The organism is Amycolatopsis sp. NPDC051758, from assembly GCF_044453095.1.
Classification (GTDB): domain Bacteria; phylum Actinomycetota; class Actinomycetes; order Mycobacteriales; family Pseudonocardiaceae; genus Amycolatopsis.
This window is the reverse complement of the sequence record NZ_JBITCJ010000010.1, coordinates 182,798-203,289: the sequence shown is the minus strand read 5'-3', so window position 1 is coordinate 203,289 and position 20,492 is coordinate 182,798. Positions and strand designations below refer to the sequence as shown.

Genomic DNA, 20,492 nt, shown 5'->3' with positions numbered 1-20,492 from the left:
CCGGCGCAGCCGGGTGTCACACCGCAGTCGGCAGGTGCCAGTTCCAGGCGCCGAGTGCGGAGCCATCCGGCTGTCCGCGCGTACAAGCGTCGCTTTCGGGCGTAGAAGCATCATCGACCACGTTCGCCCTAGTCGGCGACTGCCTGGCCGCTCACTTCCTGCACGCGAGTGATGCCCGCTGGCCGACGCCCGGACCGCCTGGCGCCAAGCCGGCGTGGACGGGAACCCTCCGACCTGTTTCCGCCCGCACGACAGGCCGAGTGAGCTGACCGGCCACTCGAGTCCGAGTCGTGGGCACTCACGAATCCGCCGACGACGCTGGCTCTTCGCGTGCCACGAGGACCTCCCCATGATCAAATGCAGGACATGCGGACGCTGCACCACCTGACCGAACTGGGCGACGAGGGCCTGGCCCGGTTACGCGGGCTGCTGCTTGTACGTCTGGTGCAAGCCGGACGCGGCCGCGGCAACGACGGCTTGCTGCACCTGTTCCTGCTGCCGTCCGAGCCGCTGGGGACCCGGTTCGTGCTCTACGAGACCGCGCAGGCCTTCGACGGCGACGTGCCACCGCCGAAGGCGACCGCCGCGGCCACCAGGGCGCTGCGGGCCGCCGGTGGCGATCCGCGTCAGCTGCCCGGCGGTGACCGCCGTTGGGCCGAGGTCGACCCACAGGCCCGCGCGCTGTACCTGGGCAGCGGCTGGCGCGTCGCCAGCCCCAACCCCCGCGTGCAGACCACCACGATCGCCCGGCTCGTGGACACCACCGCCCTCTACCTGACCGTCGGCGTCGACGGGGAACCGCTGATCGCCCAGGTCAGCAAGCCCTACCTGCTCGGCGACGTGAAACAGCGGTCGGACACCGTCACCGCCGCCGGCGAGGTCCCCTTCCAGCTGATCGACACCCTCGTCCAGCTCCTGCGCTGACCGCCGCAGGATCGAGGGCATGACCGGCTGGCCGATCTCCCCAGCGCTGCGCCGACGTCACCATCGGCTGCGCCATGTCCGCGCTGGCCGACACTCAGCTGGTCCGGCCCCTCGGGTAGGCGAATTTCGAGGTAGCCTCCGAACCGCACGCCGAGTTTTGGCTGTTCAGCACATCCGTTTCGGCGTACCGAAGTTCGTGTCCCTTGTGCTTCACGCCGTCACTGTGTAAAAAGCGGAGCGGGCCCCGAAGGTCGTGCCCTCACCTTGATCTTTGAAGGTGAGGAAGGTGCGCGATGCCGGAGTGGCTCATCGCGGTGGCGGCCGGCTATGTGTTGCTGCTGATCTCGTTCGTCGTCGTGGTCGCAGTGCTCGATCGCAACCATCGCCGTGGCGATCGCGCTGTCCGTGTCCTGCGGATGCTGCTGATCGGCGCCACCCCGGGCGTCGCCGGCGCGCTGCTAAAGCTGCACCAGGCCGGCCTGCTGTGAGTTGAGCTGCGGGTTCTCGAGCGCGACCTGGACATCGACGACCCGCGAGGCGACGCCTACGAACACGCCGGCCGCGCGAGCCCTGGCCTGGCACCTGCGCACTGCGTAGAAGAAGAACCCGGCCCTTACACCGTGTTCGCCGAGGACGCCCTCGCCGCCTGCAGCTCCGTGGGACGACGGCCGGTCCTCGGCAGCTGGTGCGAGAACTCTCACCCGCCCGCGCCACCGCGCACCCCGCAGAGCACCCGCACCGCGAGACCAAACGCCCTGAACACCAGCCCCTGGCCGGTGCCGGACCGCAAATTGCTGGCGCGCGACCATGGTCCTGGCTGCCGAAGAACCAGCCGGCCCCCGGCGGCCAGGCGGGCAACAACCTCACGGAGGTCGCCGACCTTGGTGCGGGCTACCGGTCGCGCCAGTCAGCTGCGGGTTGTCGGCTCGTGGTGCAGCGTTTCGACGGTGCCGTGGGGTGAGCCGAGTGCGCGTTCGGCGACGGTGGCGGTGACAGTCTCTGCAGGTGCGCTGTCCGGAGTGATGGTGACGAAGTGGTCGCCGGCGTCGCTTCGGGAGGCGTGGAGAGATACGTGACGGCCGTCGGGCAGGCCGTCGACGACGAGGACCCAGACGCTGGCAGCGGCGCGGTCGCGCATCATGCGACAGCGCAGGTCCAGGGCGCCGCCGGGTGCGCAGCCGAGGCGCTCGACCACGGCCAGGCTGTTAGCCGCCATTCCCAGCCGGATCAGCCGCCCGGCGATGGCGATTTCGGAGGTCGACACCGCGGTGACCAGCTCGGCCAGCGGGCGGCGGTCTCGCCAGCCCTGGGTCAGGATCTCGTCTCGCGTGGGGTTCCATGTGCGGGCGGTGTTGTGGTCGAGGTTGGCTTCGGCATCGAAGTCCGGGTCGGTCGCCAGCAGGTGCCGCAGTTTGAGGTCGGCGTCGGCTCGCTGCACGGTGGTCTGGAGTTCGGGCGGGAGCATTTTCTTGCAGCGGGCTTGGATCGCGCCGGTCGTGCGCTGCAAGGTTTCGGCCAGGTCGTCGAGGGGGACACCGTTGCGGAGCCCGTCGAGCAGCGTCGCGCTGTCCTGGGGCGACCAGGCCGCTCCTGAGCGATGCGGGGCCGATTCGGCCTGGCTGTTCTGGCTATCTGTACTCACCTGTTCACGCTAGCGAGCTGGCGGCGGTGTTCAACCGCTGCACGTCGATCAGCTGACCCGACGCTTGGCGCTGACGGTGCCCGGCGAGCCGGGCCCTGGGTGTCGCGCGGGATTGATGACGCGGGTGGCAGCTTCCGGCCTGCAACGCGCACGGCAGGTTCTTCCGCGGGGTGACGCCGAGGCGCTGCTACGCGGTTGGAGGCGCAGCGATGTGCGCGAGCAGCAAGGCGGCCTGTTGCAGAGTTCTGCAACAGGCGGGTTCGGGCTACTCAGCACGCTGGGCGTACAACGCCGAGCCTCACCGGGACGGTCGCTGGATAGTTTGGCGTCTCGGCCTTGGCGATCGGCGCGCGCTTACTCGCCACGCTGCTGGATGGGTCCGATTGAAGTCGTCGGCGAAGCGGCGGAGAGCTTCCTTGGCGGCGCGGTCGTCAGGTGGTTGGCCGGTGCTGCGTTCGGCCCAGTAGATGAGGGCGTTGACGGTCTGCCGGATAGTGTCTGGTCGGTATCGCGGGTAGCCAGCGGGATCCGGAGCATCGGGGGAGTCGTCCCAGCGGTTGATCTGGTCGTGGACGTACTCGACGAGCTTGGAGGTCGTGATCGCATCAGTCCCGTGCTGGTAGCCGCGGGTACGGCACCAGTGCTGGTAGTGCCCGAGCCGGGCGCGGTAGCACGCCAATGTCTTGGTGGAGTACTCGCGCACGATCGACGGGCGCAGATCGACGTCGGGGCGCGGGGCCGCCTTCGGGTCGGCGGAGGCTACGAACCTGGGCACATTCTCAGGGTGCCATCAACCGCGCGCGAAGGGCACGCGCCATGGCATCACCGAGCATTGGTGGCGGCTGCGTGGGCCGAGCTTCCCGAAACCACAAAATGTGGGTGATACCCCCGGGTATCACCCACATCGTCTACAGGACGAGCGCGTCGGAGGTTGACGCTTCTGGCCTACACTCCGACGGCCATCGGTCGGTTCCCGCAGCTCGGACTGTCTGACGACCGCTCGACTGTAACGCTCTGTGGTGGCACCTTGCCAAGCCATGTGACGAAACTACTCTACGCCACCGGCCTGATCGGCCACACTTGCACGGTCACGCAATTCCCCTTTGGACAGTTTCAATGGCGACAAATAGCCCTAGAAATGCAACCATTTGGCATCACGCTATTACCAGAGTTTTGCGACGTGAATACTGATTTAATCAGATCACAGGAAGACGCTAGGGCATTTGGTCGACCCAGCAGGCAGAGGTGGCCGCATGGGGCACTCGTCTGTCCACAGTGGAATTTCTGGGCCGTTTCTGGGCCGTATGGCGATCGGTCGTAACCGGTACGCACCGGCTCTGACCAGCCCAAACATCCGAAACGGCAGGAGGGGTGCCGCACGGCCCAGATCGGGCCCCACGGCACCCCTGGCACACTTCTCGAACGGTGACGCGTCGGCGTCAGCGGAACCGGTTCGCCCACCAGGTCTGGCCGGCCTCGGGCAGGGTGGTGATCGGGTCGTAGTAGGGGTAGCGCCGCTGGAGCGCCTCGCCGCGATCCTCGGCGTCGGCCTTGTCTACGCTGGTCAGGTAGTTCTTGGTCCAGTAGGAGATCCCCAGCTCGCGGTCGTAGTCGGCCAGCTGGTGCACCCACCGCTTCCCGACGTAAGGCACGTCGCACACGATGCGAGGAGTCGCGTAGCCCGGCAGGTAGCCCATGATCGAGTGCTGCAGCTCCTGCGCCTCGTGCACCGACACCCGCCAGTGCTCCGCGTTCGGGATCATGTCGCACATATAAAAGTAGTACGGCAGGATGTTCGCCTCGCCCTGCAGCGCGAAGCACAGGTCCAGCAGCTGGGCCGGCGTCGCGTTGACGCCGCGCATCAGCACGCCCTGGTTGCGGACGTCGCGGACACCCACGTTCAGCGCCGTCTGGGCCGCCTCCGCCACCAGCGGGGTCACCGACTGGGCGTGGTTGACGTGGGTGTGGATCGCCAGGTTGACCCCGCGGCGCTGGGCGGTGACGGCGACACGCTCGAGGCCTTCGACAACCTTCGGCTGGATCCAGTGCTGGGGCAGCGCGGCCAGCGCCTTGGTCGCCAGCCGGATGTCGCGGACGGTCTCGATGTCCATCAGGCGCATCAGGAACGACTCGAGCTGCGGCCACGGCACGTTGGCGACGTCGCCGCCGGAGACCACCACGTCACGGACGCCCGGGGTCTTCTTCAGGTACGCGATCATCGCGTCCTGGCGGTCGACCGGCTTGAGCGTCAGCTTGTGCTTCTCGACCTGCTCGGTCGAGTTGCCGACGAGGTCCATCCGGGTGCAGTGGCCGCAGTACTGCGGGCAGGTCGAGATCATCTCGGCCAGCACCTTGGTCGGGTAGCGGTGGGTCAGGCCCTCCACGACCCACATCTCGGCCTCGTGCAGCGAGTCGCGCTCCGAGTGGGGGTGGCTCGCCCAGACCGGGTCGCGGTCGCTGCGCACCGGGAGCATGTAGCGGCGGATCGGGTCGGCGTAGAAGGCCTCGGTCACCTTCGCCGGGTCGGTGCCCGCCGTCGGCGCCATCGTGTTGATCATCTGCGGCGGCAGCAGCATCGACATGGTCGCCATTTCGCGCTGGTCGGCGGCTAGGTCGTCGTAGAACCGCTCCTCCAGCAGGTCGCCCATCAGTGCGCGCAGCTGCTTGGCGTTGCGGATGCAGTGCACCCGCTGCCACTGGGCGTCACGCCACTCGGCCTCGGTCACGTCCTGCCAGCCCGGGAAGCGGCGCCAGTCGGGTTCCACCAGCTCGGCGCGAGCGTATTCATAGGGCTGGTCGAAGGCGGCGGCTGGCGTCACAGGTTCCTGGGTCGCAGTCACTTGTACTCCTAGTCGTCGGAAACGCGTTAAAATATCCTGTCATAACGTTCTCACAGAGTAAATCGTCCTGCCTGCTGGCCTGTCTTCACCCACGTGCCGAGGCCCCTGACCCCCGGAGCAGACTCAGGGGCGTGACGGACGAACACACGACGCTCCTGCTCGGCGGGCGCATCTACACCCCCGCCGGCCCGGACGCCACGGCGATGGCGGTCACCGGCGGCACCGTGGTCTGGACGGGGCAGGACGCCCCGGCCCGCGCGCTGCACCCCGGCGCCAAGATCGTCGACCTCGACGGCGCGTTCGTGGCCCCGGCCTTCGTCGACGCGCACGTCCACGCCACCGCCACCGGCCTGCACCTGACCGGCCTCGACCTCACCGGCGTCCACGACCGCGCCGAGCTCCTGGCCCGCGTCCGCGACGCCGTCGTCCCCGGGCAGGTCCTGCTCGCCCACGGCTGGGACGAAAGCGGCTGGACCGACTCCCGGCTGCCCAGCCGCGCCGAGCTCGACGCCGCCGCCGCCGGCGCGCCGGTCTACCTCAGCCGGGTCGACGTCCACTCCGCGCTGGTCTCCACCGCGCTGGTCGAGCTGGCCCCGGCCGCCCGCGCCGCCGACGGCTGGTCGCCCGACGGCCCGCTGACCCGCGCCGCCCACCACGCCGTCCGCGCGGCCGTGCGCGCCGCGATCACCCCGGACCAGCGCGATCGCGCCCAGCGGGCCTTCCTCGCCGAAGCCGCGAAGCAAGGCATCGTGAGCGTGCACGAATGCGCCGGCCCCGACATCTCCGGGCGCGACGACCTCGCCGCCCTCCTCGCCCTCGCCGGACCGGACCAGCCCGAAGTCGTCGGCTACTGGGGTGAACTCGGCGCCGTCGAGACCGCCCGCGACCTCGGCGTGCGCGGCCTGGCGGGCGACCTGTTCGTCGACGGCGCGCTCGGCTCGCACACCGCGGCACTGAGCGAGCCCTACGCCGACCACGCCGGCTCGGGCACGCGCTACCTCGACGCCCACCGCATCGGCGAGCACCTGGCCGCCTGCACCGAAGCCGGGCTGCAGGCCGGCTTCCACGTCATCGGCGACGCCGCGGTCGCGGAGGTGGTCGAAGGCTTCCGCCTGGCCGAGAAGGAGGTCGGGCACCGCGCGCTGGCCGCCCGCCACCACCGGCTGGAACACCTCGAGATGGTCACCGCCGAGCAGGCGAAGCTCCTGGCCGGCTGGGGTGTGGTCGCCTCGATGCAGCCGCTGTTCGACGCCGCGTGGGGCGGCACGGACGGCATGTACGCCGAACGGCTCGGCGTGGACCGCGCGGCCGGGCTCAACCCGTTCTCGGTCCTGGCCGCCGAAGGTGTGCTGCTGGCCTTCGGGTCCGACGCGCCGGTGACGCCGCTGGACCCGTGGGCGAGCGTCCGCGCGGCCGCCTACCACCGGACGCCGGGGGCGGGCCTGTCACCGCGGGCGTCGTTCACCGCCCACACCCGGGCCGGGCACCGCGCCGCCGGGGTCAACGACGGCATCACCGGGAGCCTGGCCCCGGGCGCACCGGCGCACTACGCGATCTGGGACGCGACCGACCTGGTCGTGGCGACCCCGGACACCCGCGTGCAGCGCTGGTCCACCGATCCGCGCGCGGGCGTGCCGCCGTTGCCGCGGCTGGAGCCGGACGCCGTCCTGCCGCGGTGCCTGCGCACGGTGCGCGCGGGTGAGGTCCTCCACAACGCCATCACCTAGAGTTGTCAAGCGTGGCAGTCACCGTGGCGGACCCCGAACCGGGCGCCCCGCACCAACCCGCCCGAACCCGGCGCTTCCCGCGTGCCTGGCTGCTGCGGCTCGCCGCGGCACTGGTGTCCGGGTTCGCCTTTTACCTGAGCTTCGCGCCACGCCCGCTGTGGTGGCTGGCCCCGCTCGCCTTCGCCGGGTTCGCGTTCGTGCTGCGCGGCCGCACCTTCCGGGGCGCGTTCGGCTACGGCTTCGCGTTCGGGTTCGTGTTCTTCCTGCCGCTGCTGACCTGGCTGCTGGACTTCCTGGGCCCGGACTTCGGGCCGTGGCCGTGGCTCGGCCTGTCCTTCGCGCTGGCGCTCTACCACGGCCTGGCCGGCGGGCTCATCACGCTGGTGGCCCGGCTGCCGCTGGCGCCGCTGTGGGGCGCGCTGATCTTCATCGCGCTGGAGACCCCGCGCGCGTGGTTCCCCTTCGGCGGCTTCCCCTGGGGCCGCGTCGCGTTCAGCCAGCCGGAAGGGGCGTTCCTGCCGCTCGCCTCGATCGGCGGCGCACCGCTGGTCGGCCTCGCCGTCGTCGTCAGCGGGTTCTGCCTGGCCGCGTTCGCCGCCCGGCTCTGGGACGGCCGTGACGCGTTCACGTCGGCCCTGCGCGCCCGCCGGACCGTCCTGGCCGCCGCCGGCACGCTGCTGCCCGTCGTCGCCGGGCTGGCGCTGTGGCCGGCGATCGGGACCGGCGCGCAGGACGGCGAGCGCACCGTCGCCACCGTCCAGGGCAACGCCCCCGACATCGGGCTGGCGCTGCAGGGTGAGCGGGACGTGCTGCGCCGCAACACCATCGCCGAGAGCGAGCGCCTGCTGGACGCGATCCGCGCCGGGAAGGTGGCCAAACCGGACCTGGTGCTGTGGCCGGAGAGCGCCACCACCGTCACCGGTCCCGACCCCCAGGTCGACCAGCTCGTGGCGAACTTCGGCGTGCCCGCGCTGATCGGCGCGCTCTACGTGCTGCCCGATCGGCACATCCAGAACTCCGTCATCGCCTGGGACCCGAACACCGGGCCCGGGCAGCGGTACGCGAAGCAGCAGCTGGTGCCCTTCGGCGAGTACGTGCCCGCCCGCGACCTCGCCGCGCTCGTCACGCCGTTCATCGACCAGGAGACCGTCGACATGGTCCCCGGCGACGGCGCGAACCAGACACTGGCGGTCGCGGGCACGAACGTCGGGGTGTTCGTCTGCTACGAGGCCGCGTTCGACTACCCGGGCCGCGACGCCGTGCGCGACGGGGCCGAGCTGCTCGTCGTGCCGACCAACAACGCCTGGTACGGCGAGAGCGAGATGAGCGTGCAGCAGCTGGCGATGTCGCGGCTGCGGGCGGTCGAGCACAGCCGGGCGGTGGTGGTGTCCGCCGTCTCAGGAGTGAGCGCGATCGTCGCCCCCGACGGAACGGTTACCAGCTCAACGGGCCTTTTCACCGCGGATTCCCTGGTCGGGCGCGTCCCGCTGCGGACGCAGACTACGCTGTCGGATCGACTCGGTGCATGGACGGAGTACGGGCTGCTGGCACTGGCGATCGCCGGGGTGGCCGGCGGGCTCGTGCTCCGTTTTCGCACCCGGCGCACCAGCGCCGGCACGGCAGCAGGGGAGACGGCGGACTGACCGCCGGGGATATCGGAGGAGCACGGATGTCGCAGGCGCCGCGGGGGGCCGGGGAAATCGAGCCGGTGCTGGTGGTGATCCCGACCTACAACGAGCGGGAGAACCTCGGCCCGATCCTGGATCGCCTGCACAAGGCACTTCCGGACGTGGACGTGCTCGTGGTGGACGACGGCAGCCCGGACGGCACCGGCGAGCTCGCCGACGAGCGCGCCGCCGCGAACGCCCGCGTCCACGTCATGCATCGGACCGAGAAGGCGGGGCTGGGCGCGGCCTACATCGCCGGGTTCCGCTGGGGCCTGGCGCGCGGGTACAACACGATCGTCGAGATGGACGCGGACGGCTCGCACGCGCCCGAGGACCTGCCGCGGCTGCTGGACGCGGTCGGTGACGCCGACCTGGCCATCGGGTCGCGGTACGTGCCGGGCGGCAGCGTGGTGAACTGGCCGCTGAAGCGCCAGGTGCTCTCGCGCGGCGCCAACGTCTACTCGCAGATCGCGCTGGGCATGCGCACCCGCGACATCACGGCCGGTTTCCGCGCCTACCGGCGCCCGGTGCTGGAGAAGCTGGCGCTGGACGAGGTCAACTCGCACGGCTACTGCTTCCAGATCGACCTGACGATCCGCACGGCCGAAGCCGGGTTCGAGATCGTCGAGGTGCCGATCACCTTCACCGAGCGCGAGATCGGCGAGTCGAAGATGGACGGCTCGATCATCCGCGAGGCGTTCCTGCGGGTGGCGAAGTGGGGCGCCGAGCGCCGCTGGCAGCAGATCCGGCGGCTGGTCAAGCGCGGCTGAGCCGGGCGGTCACGATCCAGGTCCGGGCGCCCAGAAGCACACCGTCCGGGGTTTCGTGCGCCGCGAAGGCGGCACGCAGCCGGTTCGCGGCCTCGCCGGCGGGCCCCAGCTCCTGGACGTCTTTGAGGCCGAGGGCGAATTCGCACGCCGTTGCGGCGTCGGGCCCGTAGCAGACGGGTTCGCGCAGCTCGGTGAACTCGACGTCGGCGAAGCCCGCGGTCCGCAGCAGGGCATCGGTGTGGGTTCGGTCGCCGAGGGAGAAGTGCGGCCCGGCGGGTGGCGGGGTGGTGCCGGGGGCGACGGCGTCGTGCAGCACCGAATACCACTCGTTGCGGGCTCGTTCCTGCCACACGAGCAGCACCAGGCGGCCGCCGGGCCGCAGCGCGCGGGCGAGGTTGGCGAACGCCGCGGGCGGGTCGGCGAAGAACATCGCCCCGAACCGGGACAGCACGACGTCGAACGAGCCGGCGGGGAACTCGTGGGTCTGCACGTCGGCGACCTCGAAGCTCGCTCCGCCGAGTTCCCGGGCTTTGGTGATCGCCTGCGCCGAGACGTCGACGCCCAGCGCCGTCGCGCCCGCCTGGGCGGCTTCGCGGGTGGACTCGCCGGTGCCGCAGCCGACGTCGAGGACGTCTTCACCCGGCTGGACGGCGGCCGCGGCGCGGAACCGCTCGTTGTGCGGTCGTACCTCGGCGTCGAACAGGGCCGCGAACCGGACCCGGTGCTCACTCACGTCGTCTTCTCCCGTTCTCGGCCATCATGGGGCCGATGACGACCATCGTGGCCTTCCACGCCCACGCCGACGACCCCGTGCTGCTCAGCGGCGGCACCCTGGCCCGCGCGGCGGCCGACGGGCACCGGGTGGTGGTCGTCGTGGCCACCGACGGCATGGACGCCGAGTGTCCCTCACCGCGCTGGCGTGAGCTGCAGGCGAGCGCGGCCGTCCTCGGCGTGCGCCGCGTTGTGCACCTGGGCTACGCCGACAGCGGGCACGGCCCGGAGCTGTATCCCGATCCGCCCGGCCGGCAGCGCTTCGCCCGCGCGGACACCGAGGAAGCCGCACACCGGCTCGCGGCCCTGCTGCACGAGGAGCGGGCCGACCTCCTGCTCGGCTACGACGCCAACGGCGGTTACGGGCACCGCGACCACGTCAAGGTGCACGAAGTCGCCCGGCGGGCGGCGCGGCTGACCGGGACGCGGCTGCTGGAGGCCACGATGCCGCGTGACGTCGCGGTGCGGTTCGTCCGGGTGGTCCGGGCGCTGCGGATCCCGTTCCAGTACGACGTCGAGGCGCTCGGCCACGCCTACAGCTCGGCGTCGGCGGTCACCCACCGCTTCGACGTGCGGCGGTTCGCCGGCCGGAAACAGGCGGCGCTCGCCGCGCACGTGTCCGACGTCCGCGGCGCCGGGCGGCTCGCGGCGGTGCTGCGGCTGCTGGTGTGGCTGCCGGCGCCGCTGTTCGGGGTGGTGGCCGGACGCGAGTGGTACGTCGAGGTCAAGCCCGCAGGATCGGCACGCCCTGATCTGCAACTTTCTGCACGTTCTGGTCGTCGGCGTCGGTGATGACGCCCGCGATGTCCGCGAAGGGCAGTACGGCGAACCGGGAAGCGGTGCCGAGCTTCTCGGCGCTGGCCAGGACGTAGGTGTCCGCGGCGCGCCGGGCGAGGGTGCGCTTCATCGCGGCTTCGTCGGCGTCGCCGGTGGTGAGGCCGGCTTCGGGGTGCACGCCGGTGACACCGAGCAGGAAGACGTCGGCGTGGATCGCCTGGGCGGCTTCGGCCGCGGCCGCGCCGCAGGTGACCGCGGAGTGCCGGAACAGGCGCCCGCCCAGGAGGAACACCTCGATGCCGTGGTGGTCCAGCAGCGCGACGGCGATCGTCGGGCTGTGGGTGACGACGGTCGCCTCGAGGTCGCGGGGCAGGGCTTTCGTGACGGCCAGCGTGGTGGTGCCGCCGTCGAGGATGACGGTCGAGCCGGGCCGGACCAGGCCGGCGGCGACCGCGGCCACCCGGTCCTTGCCGCCGACGGCGATCGACGTCCGGCTGGTGTAGTCGGCGACAGCGGGGGAGACGGGCAGCGCACCGCCGTAGACACGCTGGCAGAGCCCGGCCGCGGCCAGGTCCCGCAGATCACGGCGGATGCTGTCGTCGGAGACGCCGAGCTCGGCCGCGACGTCCTTCGCCAGCACCTTGCCCTCGGTTGTCAGCCGGGTGAGCAGCAGTTCACGGCGTTCCCCGACCAACATGCACGGTCCTCCTTGTTTCTGCCGAGTCCTGCACATTATGGTCGTGGCATGAGCTCTTCGACAAGCGCCCTCGGCCTGGACCGCAACCCGCGGGTCCGGATCACCGACGTGGAGGTGCTGGCTTCGGCCTGGCACGTCCTGCGCCGCACGACGTTCGAGTACCAGCACAGCGACGGCCACTGGACGACGGAGCAGCGCGAGACCTACGACCGCGGCAACGGCGCCACCGTCCTGCTCTACGACCTCGCCCGCGAGACGGTGCTGCTGACCCGCCAGTTCCGCTACCCGGTCTACGTCAACGATCACCCGGACGGCATGTTCCTCGAGACCGCGGCGGGCCTGCTGGACGCCGACGACGCGGAGACGGCGATCCGCCGCGAGGCGCAGGAGGAGACGGGCGTCCGCATCGGCGAGCTGCAGCTCGTCTTCGACGTCTACACGAGCCCGGGCTCGGTCACCGAGCGCCTCTTCTGTTACGCGGCGCCGTACGACCCCTCGGCCCGCGGCACGGGCGGCGGGCTCGCGGAGGAAGGGGAGTACATCGAGGTGGTCGAGCTGCCGTTCCGCGAGGCGCTGGTGATGGTGCGCGACGGCCGGATCGCCGACGCGAAGACGATCATGCTCCTGCAGTGGGCGGCCCTGGAGGGCCCGTTCAGCAACGCGGCGAGGCAGTAGGTACCCAGACGGTCGGGTCGCGTACCTGGACGGTCGGCTCGCGTACCCAGGCGGTCGGTTACCTGTCCGACTCTCCAGGCACGCGAACCGACTCCCTGGGTACGCGAGCCGACCCTCGGGGCATACGAAAGGCCCCCGCGGGGGGAGGTCGCGGGGGCCTTTCCGTTGTGGTGGGAGCGGTTGGCTACGAGCCGAGCTCCCGGGGTCAAGCGGACCGGGAGGTCCGCCGCCCCTTCAGCTCGGCGAGACGTTCGTTCAACAGGTCCTCGAGCTCCGGAATGGTGCGCCGCTCGAGCAGCATGTCCCAGTGGGTCCGCGGCGGCTTGACCTTCTTTTGCTCGGGCTGTCCGCCATCGACGATCTCGGACTCGCTGCCGTGCAGCCGGCATTCCCACACCGTCGGGATCTCGGCGTCGTCGGAGAACGGCACCTCGAACTCGTGGTTCTTGGGGCAGGCGTACCGCACGGTGCGGCGTGGTGCGAGGTCGTGGTTGCGGTCGGTCTCGTAGCTGACCGCTCCCAGCCGGCTTCCACGAAGAACACGGTCGGCCATGATGGGTCCTTTCAGTCAGCTCCGGGTGGAGCCAGGGTGTTGCTCACCCTATGCAACGACTCGAGGGCCCCGAGGATTCCCGGGATGCCATGTCGTTGCTCACGATGAGCTGCGTCACCCGCCGGCATCAGCTTCCTCTAGTAGGAGGCGTTTCGCGCTCCGGCGTGACGTCAATACGGCCTTCTTAGTGCTGATATCCCCCGGATGGGCTACTGACGTGCAGGTCAGGTCAACCGTAACTGACCGTGATGAGCAGTAACCGGCCCCAGGTCACCCGCCCGATAGTGGCGGCGACACAATACCTGATAACGCACAGTAGCAGATTCGCCCTCAAAACGCGCTGAAGCTGAAGTTTCAACTACGGATTGTTCGGTATCTGCGACCACGACGGTATCGCCCTCACGCACAACCTCGCCATCGAGCACCCGCGCGTTGAACCGTCCGGACAGCCCGCACCAGCACAGCACCTCGACCTGGACCGGCTGCAGCTCGTCCGCCAGTTCGAACAGACGAGCGGCCCCGGGGAACAACCGGCTCCGGAAGTCCGTCGCGATCCCGAAGCAGTACACGTCGATCTCGACCTCGTCGGCCAGCTCCGCCAGCTGGTCGACCTGCGCGGGGGAGAGGAACTGCGCCTCGTCCACCACGACGTAGTCCACGTGCTGGCCCCGCGCCCACTTCTGCCGGACCAGGTCCCGCACGTCGGTGTCCTCGCCGACCTCCACCGCCTGCCGGGTCAGCCCGATCCGGCTCGAGATCTGCGGCGCGCCCGAGCGGTCGTGGCGCACCAGCACCAGGCCCCGCCGGCCCTGCCGCGCGTGGTTGTGGTCGATCTGCAGGGCCAGCGTCGACTTCCCGCAGTCCATCGGCCCGTAACAGAACTTCAGCCTGCCCACCGGGGGCGTCCCGCGGCGCGAACCGGCCGCGGGAACCGACGACAGCGCGTCGGTGGGATCGGAGCCGGCGGCTCGGTCGTTCAGCGAGGTCACGACGCCCGACCCTATCGGTGTCTGGACAGTCGTTCAGGGCCGCCCGGCCCAACCGGCCACCGCACACCGCGTGACAACCGATCGTGCCTCGTCACAGCACTTCCGGCGGGGTGTTGCCCGCCGCGACGATCGCGCGCCGCACCGGCACCAGCCACACCAGCACCAGCCCGGCCGCGAAGAAGACCACCAGCGCGATGATGGCCAGCCGGAACGACCCCGTCGCCTGCCCGACCCCGGCGAACAGCAGCGGCCCCAGCCACGACGTCCCGCGCTCACCCACGACGTAGAGCGAGTAGTACTGCGCGTCCTTGCCCGCCGGGATCATCTGGCTGAACAACGACCGCGACAGCGCGTTCGTCCCGCCCAGCACCAGCCCGATCCCGACCGCCACCACGAGGAACTGCACCAGCTGCTTCGGCTGCACGAAGTACGCCCCGGCCAGCACCACCACCCACAGCACCAGGCTGCCCAGAATCGTCCGCTTCGCCCCGATCCGCCGCGCCACCAGCCCGTGCAGCGTGCCACCCAGGTAGGCGACGAACTGGATCACCAGGATCGTCATGATCAGGACCTCGTTGCCGAAGCCCAGCTCGTCCTTGCCGTACTGCGCCGACACCGTGACCACGGTGTTGATCCCGTCGGTGAAGACCAGGTAGCTGCCCAGGAAGGCCAACGTCAGCGGATACGCCTTAGCCGCCACGATCGTCTGCCGCAGCTCCGCGAAACCCGAACGCAGCACCGACCGCCCCGGAACGACGTCGACCGGCGTGTGGTTGCGGGGGAGCGCCCGCACCGCCGGGATGGTGAACAGCGCCCACCACAGCCCCGAGGTCAGGAAGCAGATCTGCACCGCCGTGTCCTTGCTGACCCCGAAGGTGTCGTGACCGAGGTAGAGCCCCAGCTGCAACACCAGCGCGAGCCCACCGCCCAGGTACCCGAACGCCCACCCCTTCGCCGAGATGTCGTCCCGCTCGTCCGGCCCGCCGATGTCGACCAGGAACGAGTAGTAGACGACCAGCGAGCCGCCGTAACCGATGTTCGCGATGATGAACAGCACCACGCCCAGCTGCCAGTCCGAGCCGGCGAAGAAGAACATCGCCGCCGAGGCCGCCGCACCCAGGAACGCGAACCCGCCCAGGATCCGCCGCTTGTTGTGGCTCCGGTCGGCCACCGCGCCCGCGATCGGCAGCACCAGCACCTGCACGACCGTCGCCACCGACAGCAGGTAGCCCCACACCGAACCGGCCGGGAAGTGCAGCCCGAACAACGTCACGTCACAGTTCTGGAGCGTGTCGGTCTTACCGGCCGCGTCGACACACGGACGGTCCCCGTTAAGGGTGAAGTTCGTCTTCGCGTCCGCCGCCGCGATCGTGCTCATCGAGAGCGCGCCGAACACCGTCGTCGTCGACGAATAGAACGGCGAATTCGCCCAGTCGTAGAAATACCAGCCCCACCGCTCGCGCTTGGTCGAGCGCGTCCCGGCCAGCGTCATCCACGGCTCCTCATGCTCAAGAACGTCCAGGTCAGCGCGGAGACTACTGGGAGGTAGCGGCACCGCTCACAGCACCGTGCAAAACCGTGTCCGGTTTGTCGCTTCGGGCTCATCCGCCACTTCAGTGGCGAGCACGGTCCGCCGTCCCCGGCGTGTCGCCGAGTCCGGTGAACAGTGTTTCGTGTGAGACTCACGAGAGAAGTGTGTCTCTTGTGGTCAAAGGGGCACGCTCTTACTGTGCTCGCATGATCCACAACCGGAGACGCACCGTCGCGAGACTTCTGCTCCTCGCCTTCGCCGCTTTGGGTCTCCAGCTGACCGCCCCCGCCGTCGCCTCCGCGGACCCCGCGACCACGGCCTGGGCCAAGCTCCGCATGTGCGAGTCGAGCGGCCGCTACGCCACCAACACCGGCAACGGCTACTACGGCGCCTACCAGTTCGACCTCCCCACCTGGCGCAGCGTCGGCGGCACCGGCCGCCCCGACCAGGCCGCACCCCACGAACAGGACTACCGCGCCCTCTACCTCTACCGCATGCGCGGCTGGCAACCCTGGCAGTGCGCCGGCATGCTCAAGCTCTCCGGCGACGCCGACGCCCGCAGCAAGCGCATCCCCACCTACGCCGAATCCGCCTACATCGGCGGCGGACCGGCCCCCGCACCCACCCCGCCACCCCCGAGCGGCAAACCGCCGTGGCCCGGCGTCGTCTACGCCTACGGCGACTGCGCCACCCCGCTCAAGGCCTTCCAGCTCCGCATGAACGCCTTCGGCTACGGCTTCACCGGCACCGGCTGCTACTACGACAAGACCCGCACCGCCGTGCTCGACCTCCAGCGCGCCAACGGCATCAAGGACAGCGGCCTGCTCGGCCCCAAGACCTGGGAAGCCGCCTGGAGCGGCAACCCACCCCGCTGACGCCGGCCGGTCAGGCCTGCTGCCACGTGCCCCGCTCGATCAGCACCTCACGCAGCAGGTCCGGCCGGTCCGTCACGATCCCGTGCACCCCCAGGTCCAGCAGCATCCGCATCTCCGCCGGATCGTCGATCGTCCAGGTGTGCACCTCGATCCCGGACCGCCCCGCGATCGACACGAACGCCTTGTCCACCACCCGCAACGCACCCTGCCGCACCGGCACCTGCGCCATCACCCCCGCCACCAGCCGCCGCAACGGCAGGATCGGCAGCTTCCCGCGCGCCCACAGCGCCAGCACCGACCGCGGCCCGACCGCCGTCACCAGCTTCGGCCCCGCCAGCTTCCGCAACCGCGCCAGCCGCGCGTCCGAAAAGGACGCCGCCGCCACCCGGTCGTGTGCCCCCGTCCGCTCCAGCACGTCGACGAACGGTCCCACCGCCTGATCGGCCTTCACGTCGATGTTGAACCGCGCCTCCGGCAGCTCCTCCAGCACGTCCTCCAGCCGCGACAGCGGCGCCTTCCCCCCGACCTTGACGTTCTTCAGCTGCTCCCACGTCTGCGAAGCGATCAGCCCCGACCCGTCCGTCGTCCGGTCCAGGCGGGCGTCGTGGTGCACCACCACCACACCGTCCGCCGTCGCGTGCACGTCCGTCTCCAGGTACCGGTACCCCTCCGCACACGCCCGCCGGAACGCCGGCAGCGAATTCTCCAGCCCGGCCAGCTCGTCCAGGTGCCACCCACGGTGGGCGAAGGCACGGGGGAGCGGATCGGCGAGATACGGAAAAGACGAGCCCATGCTCCAAGTGTGCACGCCCGGCATGGCCCCGGCATGAGCAAGCGATGGCCAGCTAGGGTCTCCGGGGTGAGGGAAGCCGCCGAACTAGCCCAGCCCGCCCCGACGACCCCCGTCGAGTTCACCCCGGGCCGCCGCGGCGCGCCCAAGCACTGCGGCTGGTGCGGACGACGCCTCCCCGAAGGCGGCAACGTCGGCCGCCGCCGGCGCTACTGCGGCCAGTCCTGCCGCCAGCGCGCCTACGAACGCCGCACGGCCCTGCAGCGTAGCGGCCTTCCCGAAGACGCCGTTGTGCTCTCCGACGGTGAAGTCGCGGCCCTGCAGGACCGGCTGTTCCAGCTCCGCTGCGCCGCCGAAGACATCGTCACCGCGGCCGACGACGGCGCCGACGCGGGGGAGCTGCGCGGCCTCGCCGCGGAAATCGCCCGCGCCGCCAAGGACCTCGAACAACTCCGCTGACCGTGACCGAAGTCGCAGCCGAAGGTCGGGCCGCGAGCCCTCAGCCCAACCCGTCCAACGCCCGGTAAGTCCGGTTGCTCGCCGCGGCCGCCCGCTGCTCCCGGCCCGTCGCCTCGATGTAGTTCTGACTCGTCGCCAAACTCGCGTGCCCCAGCAACGCCATGATCTCCGACGCCGTCGCCCCGTCCTCCGCCAGCCGCGTCGCGAACGTGTGCCGCAACGCGTGCAGGTTCGCCCCCACCGGCACCCGGTCGTGCAACCCCGCACCCCGGTAACACGACTTCACCAGGTATTCCAGCGCACCCCGCCCGATCGGCTCACCCGCCCGATCCAGCAGCAACGGCGAACCAGGGGAGAAGCGCACACTCGGGAACCGCACCCGGCACGACTCCCGGTACCGCTCGATCAGCTCCGCCAGCACCGGCTGCACCGGAATCGACCGATCCCGGCTGCCCTTCCCCTTCACGTGCAACCGCAGCTCACCCGCGCGCCCCACCAGCGACCGCGACGTCAGCGCCCGCATCTCCGCCGCCCGCAACCCCGCCACCAGCCCCAGCGCGATCACCAGCACGTCCCGCTCCGGCCACGGATCCCGCGCCCGCCGGGAACCCGCGGCCGCCGCCGACAGCAGCTGCTCCGGGGTTTCCTCACCCCGCAACGGCTTCGGCGTCAACATCGGCGTCCGCGGCCGCGCCACCGCACCCATCGGGTTGCCCGCCAGCAACCCGTCCGCCACGCAGAACGTCAGGAACTGGTTCCACGTCGACCAGGCCCGCAGCACCGAGCTCTTCGCGTGGCCGTCCGCGAACGCCCCGAACACCGACCTCAAGGCCGGCCCAGTCAGGTGGGCGACCTCCAGGTCTTCGGCAGGGCGGCCCAGCTCCGAAACCAGGAGAGTGGTGATGCCGGCGAGATCCCGGCGGTAGGCGTCGGTGGTGTGCGGCGAGTCCTTGCGCGGCCGGCGGGCGGCGAAGAAGGCTTGCTGGGCCTCGGAAACCTTCATGTGGATCTTGTACCGCACACCACCGACAGTTTCCGCGGCAGGGCTGGATCCCATTTCATGCATAATGGCAATTATGCATGAAATGTCGGGATTGGCCGGAGTCCGCTCCTGGGGGATCCATGCTCGTGCCGGATGGCGTTATCAGCCTCTTGGCGGCCGTTTGAACGTGCGACAGGGCATCGCACACACGTTCGACCTGCGGATCGAGCCGGGCGGCCGGCTCACCTGAGGGGTCATGGAGGTTGACCGACTCAGGTCGCGTCAGCTCGTCCTGAGGCAAAGATTGCCCAGTCTAGTTTCGTCACCGTGACGTTTTAGGGTCGGGTGGCAGGACATCCATCTGCAGCTCCAGGGGATGTTCTTCTGGCCTCCTGGAGCTCCGGAGTCGTCTCGGCCCTGTGTCCTGGCGCCCTTGTGCGTCGACGCTCGCTTCCGTCCGGGACGCTTTCCCAGGAGAAGCCGTTCTGACGAACTCCGCCCCGCAGGCTCCGGAATCCGCCCCTCTCGGCCCTCGGCCCAGCTGGTCACCAAGTGCCGATAATGTACATTATGTCAAGTAAGGTCAGTGCCAGTCGCTGATGGCCACGTCTCGCGGGTCCGGCGCGCCCTCCCCGGTCTCCAGGAGCTGTTTGAGGCTCATCAGGAAGATGGCCCACTTGGTGCTGCAGTGGTGCATGAACTCGCCCGCTTCGCGCCAGTCTTCGTGCTTGAACAGGACGATCGTGTAGTCGCCGCGCTGTTCGATGTCCCAGCGGATCGTCGTGCCGACCCACTCCGGTGGTCCGTCGACGACCTCCCAGCGGACGAGCCGGCCCGGGTCGAGTTCGGTGACCTTCATGTCGAACCCGCCGGCGGTGAACCGGAACGCGATGACGCCGCCGAGTTCGGTGTCCCCGACCGTCTTCTGGGCCCACCACGCGGACAGGCCGTCGAGGGTGGTGATCGCCTCGTAGACCTTTTCCGGAGTGGACTTCTCGATGCCGATGCGGTGCAGGATGTCCATTTTCTTCCCTCTCTACAGGTTCTTCTGGATGGTTTCGGCGATGCGCTTGATGCGGCGGAGCCGGGCGTCCCAGGCGGCGCCGACGTCGGCGAGCTGGGCGACGGCGCGGGCCAGCTGGGTTTCGTCGACGCGGTACTGCTTCTCGCGGCCGGCGGGTGTTGCGTGCACGAGGCCGACGCGGTCGAGGACGGTGAGGTGTTTCGCGACGGCCTGGCGGGTCACCGGGAGGTGCTCGCTCAGGCTGGTCGCGGTGCCGCTGCCCTCGTTCAGGAGGAGGTCGAGCATCCGGCGGCGGGTGGGGTCGCCGATCGCCGACCAGAGGTCGTCGTCCACGGCGGTGCTCACGAGGCGGCTTCGACCTTGGCGGCGTACGCGGGCAGACGGGGCAGGAACTGGTCCCAGCCGCTGACGTGGTCGGCGTACTCGGCGGCGATCTTGGCTTCGTCCCAGCCGCGCTCGCGGAAGCCGGTTTCGGTCATCCGGAGCCGGGTGCCGGTGGCGGTCGGCTCGAGTTCGAAGACGACGAGGAAGGAGTTGCCCGGTGCGGCGGTCTCCCCTTCGGCGTGGGTCCAGCGGAAGGAGAAGAGTTTCGGGGGTACGGCGTCGACGACGGTGAACCGGACCCAGTGGCCGCCGAAGCCGATGCGGCCTTCTCCCCCGGCTTCGACCGGGTATTCGGCCTCGTCGGGCCACCATTCGCGGAGGTGCTCGGGGCTGCTGACGACGTCGAAGACGACTTCGGGGGTGGCGTCGATGTGGATCTCGCGGTCGAGGGTTCCGTGTTCCATGCCGGCTCCTT

22 protein-coding genes are annotated in these 20,492 nt (G+C 70.2%); 9 read left to right on the top strand and 13 right to left on the bottom strand.

Translation table 11 applies throughout. The features are described 5' to 3' along the window. The first annotated feature begins 366 nt into the window (after window positions 1-366). Window positions 367-924: a hypothetical protein gene (locus tag ACIA5G_RS39045; protein WP_395932685.1), complete on the top strand. Its 558-nt coding sequence runs from the start codon at window positions 367-369 to the stop codon at window positions 922-924. Window positions 925-1,217: 293 nt separating this feature from the next. Continuing rightward, window positions 1,218-1,412: a hypothetical protein gene (locus tag ACIA5G_RS39040; RefSeq protein WP_395932683.1), complete on the top strand. Its 195-nt coding sequence runs from the start codon at window positions 1,218-1,220 to the stop codon at window positions 1,410-1,412. A gap of 419 nt (window positions 1,413-1,831) precedes the next feature. Here the strand turns inward: ACIA5G_RS39040 and ACIA5G_RS39035 are convergent, their stop codons facing one another. From ACIA5G_RS39035 to ACIA5G_RS39025, 3 genes are all read right to left on the bottom strand, one after another. Further along, the gene (locus tag ACIA5G_RS39035) at window positions 1,832-2,566 is read right to left on the bottom strand and encodes a hypothetical protein (protein WP_395932681.1); all 735 of its coding nucleotides are present in this window, start codon (window positions 2,564-2,566) and stop codon (window positions 1,832-1,834) included. A gap of 298 nt (window positions 2,567-2,864) precedes the next feature. Next, entirely contained in the window at window positions 2,865-3,341 is a 477-nt protein-coding gene (locus tag ACIA5G_RS39030) for a hypothetical protein (protein WP_395932679.1), read from the bottom strand. Between the two features lie 664 nt (window positions 3,342-4,005). After that, window positions 4,006-5,406: a KamA family radical SAM protein gene (locus tag ACIA5G_RS39025; protein ID WP_395932677.1), complete on the bottom strand. Its 1,401-nt coding sequence runs from the start codon at window positions 5,404-5,406 to the stop codon at window positions 4,006-4,008. Between the two features lie 131 nt (window positions 5,407-5,537). On the opposite strand from ACIA5G_RS39025, the gene ACIA5G_RS39020 reads away from it, so the two are divergent. The 3 genes from ACIA5G_RS39020 to ACIA5G_RS39010 are packed head-to-tail and all read left to right on the top strand — an operon-like array spanning window position 5,538 to window position 9,570. After that, window positions 5,538-7,133, top strand: coding sequence for an amidohydrolase (locus ACIA5G_RS39020; RefSeq protein ID WP_395932675.1), 1,596 nt, complete (start codon window positions 5,538-5,540; stop codon window positions 7,131-7,133). 11 nt (window positions 7,134-7,144) lie between these two features. Beyond that, window positions 7,145-8,776 (top strand): apolipoprotein N-acyltransferase, encoded by a 1,632-nt coding sequence (gene lnt / locus ACIA5G_RS39015; RefSeq protein WP_395932673.1) that lies wholly within the window; start codon window positions 7,145-7,147, stop codon window positions 8,774-8,776. Between the two features lie 26 nt (window positions 8,777-8,802). Continuing rightward, entirely contained in the window at window positions 8,803-9,570 is a 768-nt protein-coding gene (locus tag ACIA5G_RS39010; protein WP_395932671.1) for a polyprenol monophosphomannose synthase, read from the top strand. Here the strand turns inward: ACIA5G_RS39010 and ACIA5G_RS39005 are convergent. Continuing rightward, complete coding sequence (locus tag ACIA5G_RS39005; RefSeq protein ID WP_395932669.1) at window positions 9,557-10,303, bottom strand: class I SAM-dependent methyltransferase; 747 nt, start codon at window positions 10,301-10,303, stop codon at window positions 9,557-9,559. The two genes, ACIA5G_RS39010 and ACIA5G_RS39005, sit on opposite strands and share 14 nt — an antisense overlap. A 35-nt stretch (window positions 10,304-10,338) precedes the next feature. Between ACIA5G_RS39005 and ACIA5G_RS39000 the strand changes: the two genes are divergently transcribed. After that, window positions 10,339-11,133 carry a PIG-L deacetylase family protein gene (locus ACIA5G_RS39000; RefSeq protein ID WP_395932667.1) on the top strand — a complete coding sequence of 265 codons (795 nt, stop codon included), beginning with the start codon at window positions 10,339-10,341 and terminating at the stop codon, window positions 11,131-11,133. On the opposite strand, the gene ACIA5G_RS38995 is transcribed toward ACIA5G_RS39000, so the two are convergent. After that, on the bottom strand, window positions 11,066-11,815 hold the full coding sequence (locus ACIA5G_RS38995) for a DeoR/GlpR family DNA-binding transcription regulator (RefSeq protein WP_395932665.1): 750 nt from the start codon (window positions 11,813-11,815) through the stop codon (window positions 11,066-11,068). The two genes, ACIA5G_RS39000 and ACIA5G_RS38995, sit on opposite strands and share 68 nt — an antisense overlap. Before the next feature lie 48 nt (window positions 11,816-11,863). Here ACIA5G_RS38995 and ACIA5G_RS38990 point away from each other — a divergent pair, with 48 nt between their 5' ends. Further along, the gene (locus tag ACIA5G_RS38990; protein WP_395932663.1) at window positions 11,864-12,490 is read left to right on the top strand and encodes an NUDIX domain-containing protein; all 627 of its coding nucleotides are present in this window, start codon (window positions 11,864-11,866) and stop codon (window positions 12,488-12,490) included. A gap of 205 nt (window positions 12,491-12,695) precedes the next feature. Here the strand turns inward: ACIA5G_RS38990 and ACIA5G_RS38985 are convergent, their stop codons facing one another. From ACIA5G_RS38985 to ACIA5G_RS38975, 3 genes are all read right to left on the bottom strand, one after another. Beyond that, window positions 12,696-13,043, bottom strand: coding sequence for an RNA polymerase-binding protein RbpA (locus tag ACIA5G_RS38985; RefSeq protein WP_003081521.1), 348 nt, complete (start codon window positions 13,041-13,043; stop codon window positions 12,696-12,698). Window positions 13,044-13,267: 224 nt separating this feature from the next. Further along, on the bottom strand, window positions 13,268-14,032 hold the full coding sequence (locus tag ACIA5G_RS38980; RefSeq protein ID WP_395932660.1) for a thymidine kinase: 765 nt from the start codon (window positions 14,030-14,032) through the stop codon (window positions 13,268-13,270). Window positions 14,033-14,123: 91 nt separating this feature from the next. Further along, entirely contained in the window at window positions 14,124-15,524 is a 1,401-nt protein-coding gene (locus ACIA5G_RS38975) for an MFS transporter (protein ID WP_395932658.1), read from the bottom strand. 245 nt (window positions 15,525-15,769) lie between these two features. Here ACIA5G_RS38975 and ACIA5G_RS38970 point away from each other — a divergent pair, with 245 nt between their 5' ends. Then, window positions 15,770-16,438, top strand: coding sequence for a transglycosylase family protein (locus tag ACIA5G_RS38970; protein ID WP_395932656.1), 669 nt, complete (start codon window positions 15,770-15,772; stop codon window positions 16,436-16,438). Between the two features lie 10 nt (window positions 16,439-16,448). On the opposite strand, the gene ACIA5G_RS38965 is transcribed toward ACIA5G_RS38970, so the two are convergent. Further along, window positions 16,449-17,231, bottom strand: a complete 783-nt coding sequence (locus ACIA5G_RS38965; RefSeq protein WP_395932654.1) for a glycerophosphodiester phosphodiesterase — start codon at window positions 17,229-17,231, stop codon at window positions 16,449-16,451. A 66-nt stretch (window positions 17,232-17,297) separates the two neighbouring features. On the opposite strand from ACIA5G_RS38965, the gene ACIA5G_RS38960 reads away from it, so the two are divergent. Further along, window positions 17,298-17,687, top strand: coding sequence for a hypothetical protein (locus tag ACIA5G_RS38960; RefSeq protein ID WP_395932652.1), 390 nt, complete (start codon window positions 17,298-17,300; stop codon window positions 17,685-17,687). A gap of 40 nt (window positions 17,688-17,727) precedes the next feature. Here ACIA5G_RS38960 and ACIA5G_RS38955 read toward each other — a convergent pair whose 3' ends face one another. The 4 genes from ACIA5G_RS38955 to ACIA5G_RS38940 form a co-directional block, all read right to left on the bottom strand. Further along, window positions 17,728-18,708 (bottom strand): tyrosine-type recombinase/integrase, encoded by a 981-nt coding sequence (locus tag ACIA5G_RS38955; protein WP_395932650.1) that lies wholly within the window; start codon window positions 18,706-18,708, stop codon window positions 17,728-17,730. A 544-nt stretch (window positions 18,709-19,252) separates the two neighbouring features. Continuing rightward, the gene (locus ACIA5G_RS38950; protein WP_395932648.1) at window positions 19,253-19,693 is read right to left on the bottom strand and encodes an SRPBCC domain-containing protein; all 441 of its coding nucleotides are present in this window, start codon (window positions 19,691-19,693) and stop codon (window positions 19,253-19,255) included. Window positions 19,694-19,705: 12 nt separating this feature from the next. Continuing rightward, window positions 19,706-20,038 carry an ArsR/SmtB family transcription factor gene (locus ACIA5G_RS38945; protein WP_395932646.1) on the bottom strand — a complete coding sequence of 111 codons (333 nt, stop codon included), beginning with the start codon at window positions 20,036-20,038 and terminating at the stop codon, window positions 19,706-19,708. Further along, entirely contained in the window at window positions 20,035-20,481 is a 447-nt protein-coding gene (locus ACIA5G_RS38940; RefSeq protein ID WP_395932644.1) for an SRPBCC domain-containing protein, read from the bottom strand. Before ACIA5G_RS38940 ends, ACIA5G_RS38945 begins: the two co-directional genes overlap by 4 nt. Between the last annotated feature and the right edge of the window lie 11 nt (window positions 20,482-20,492).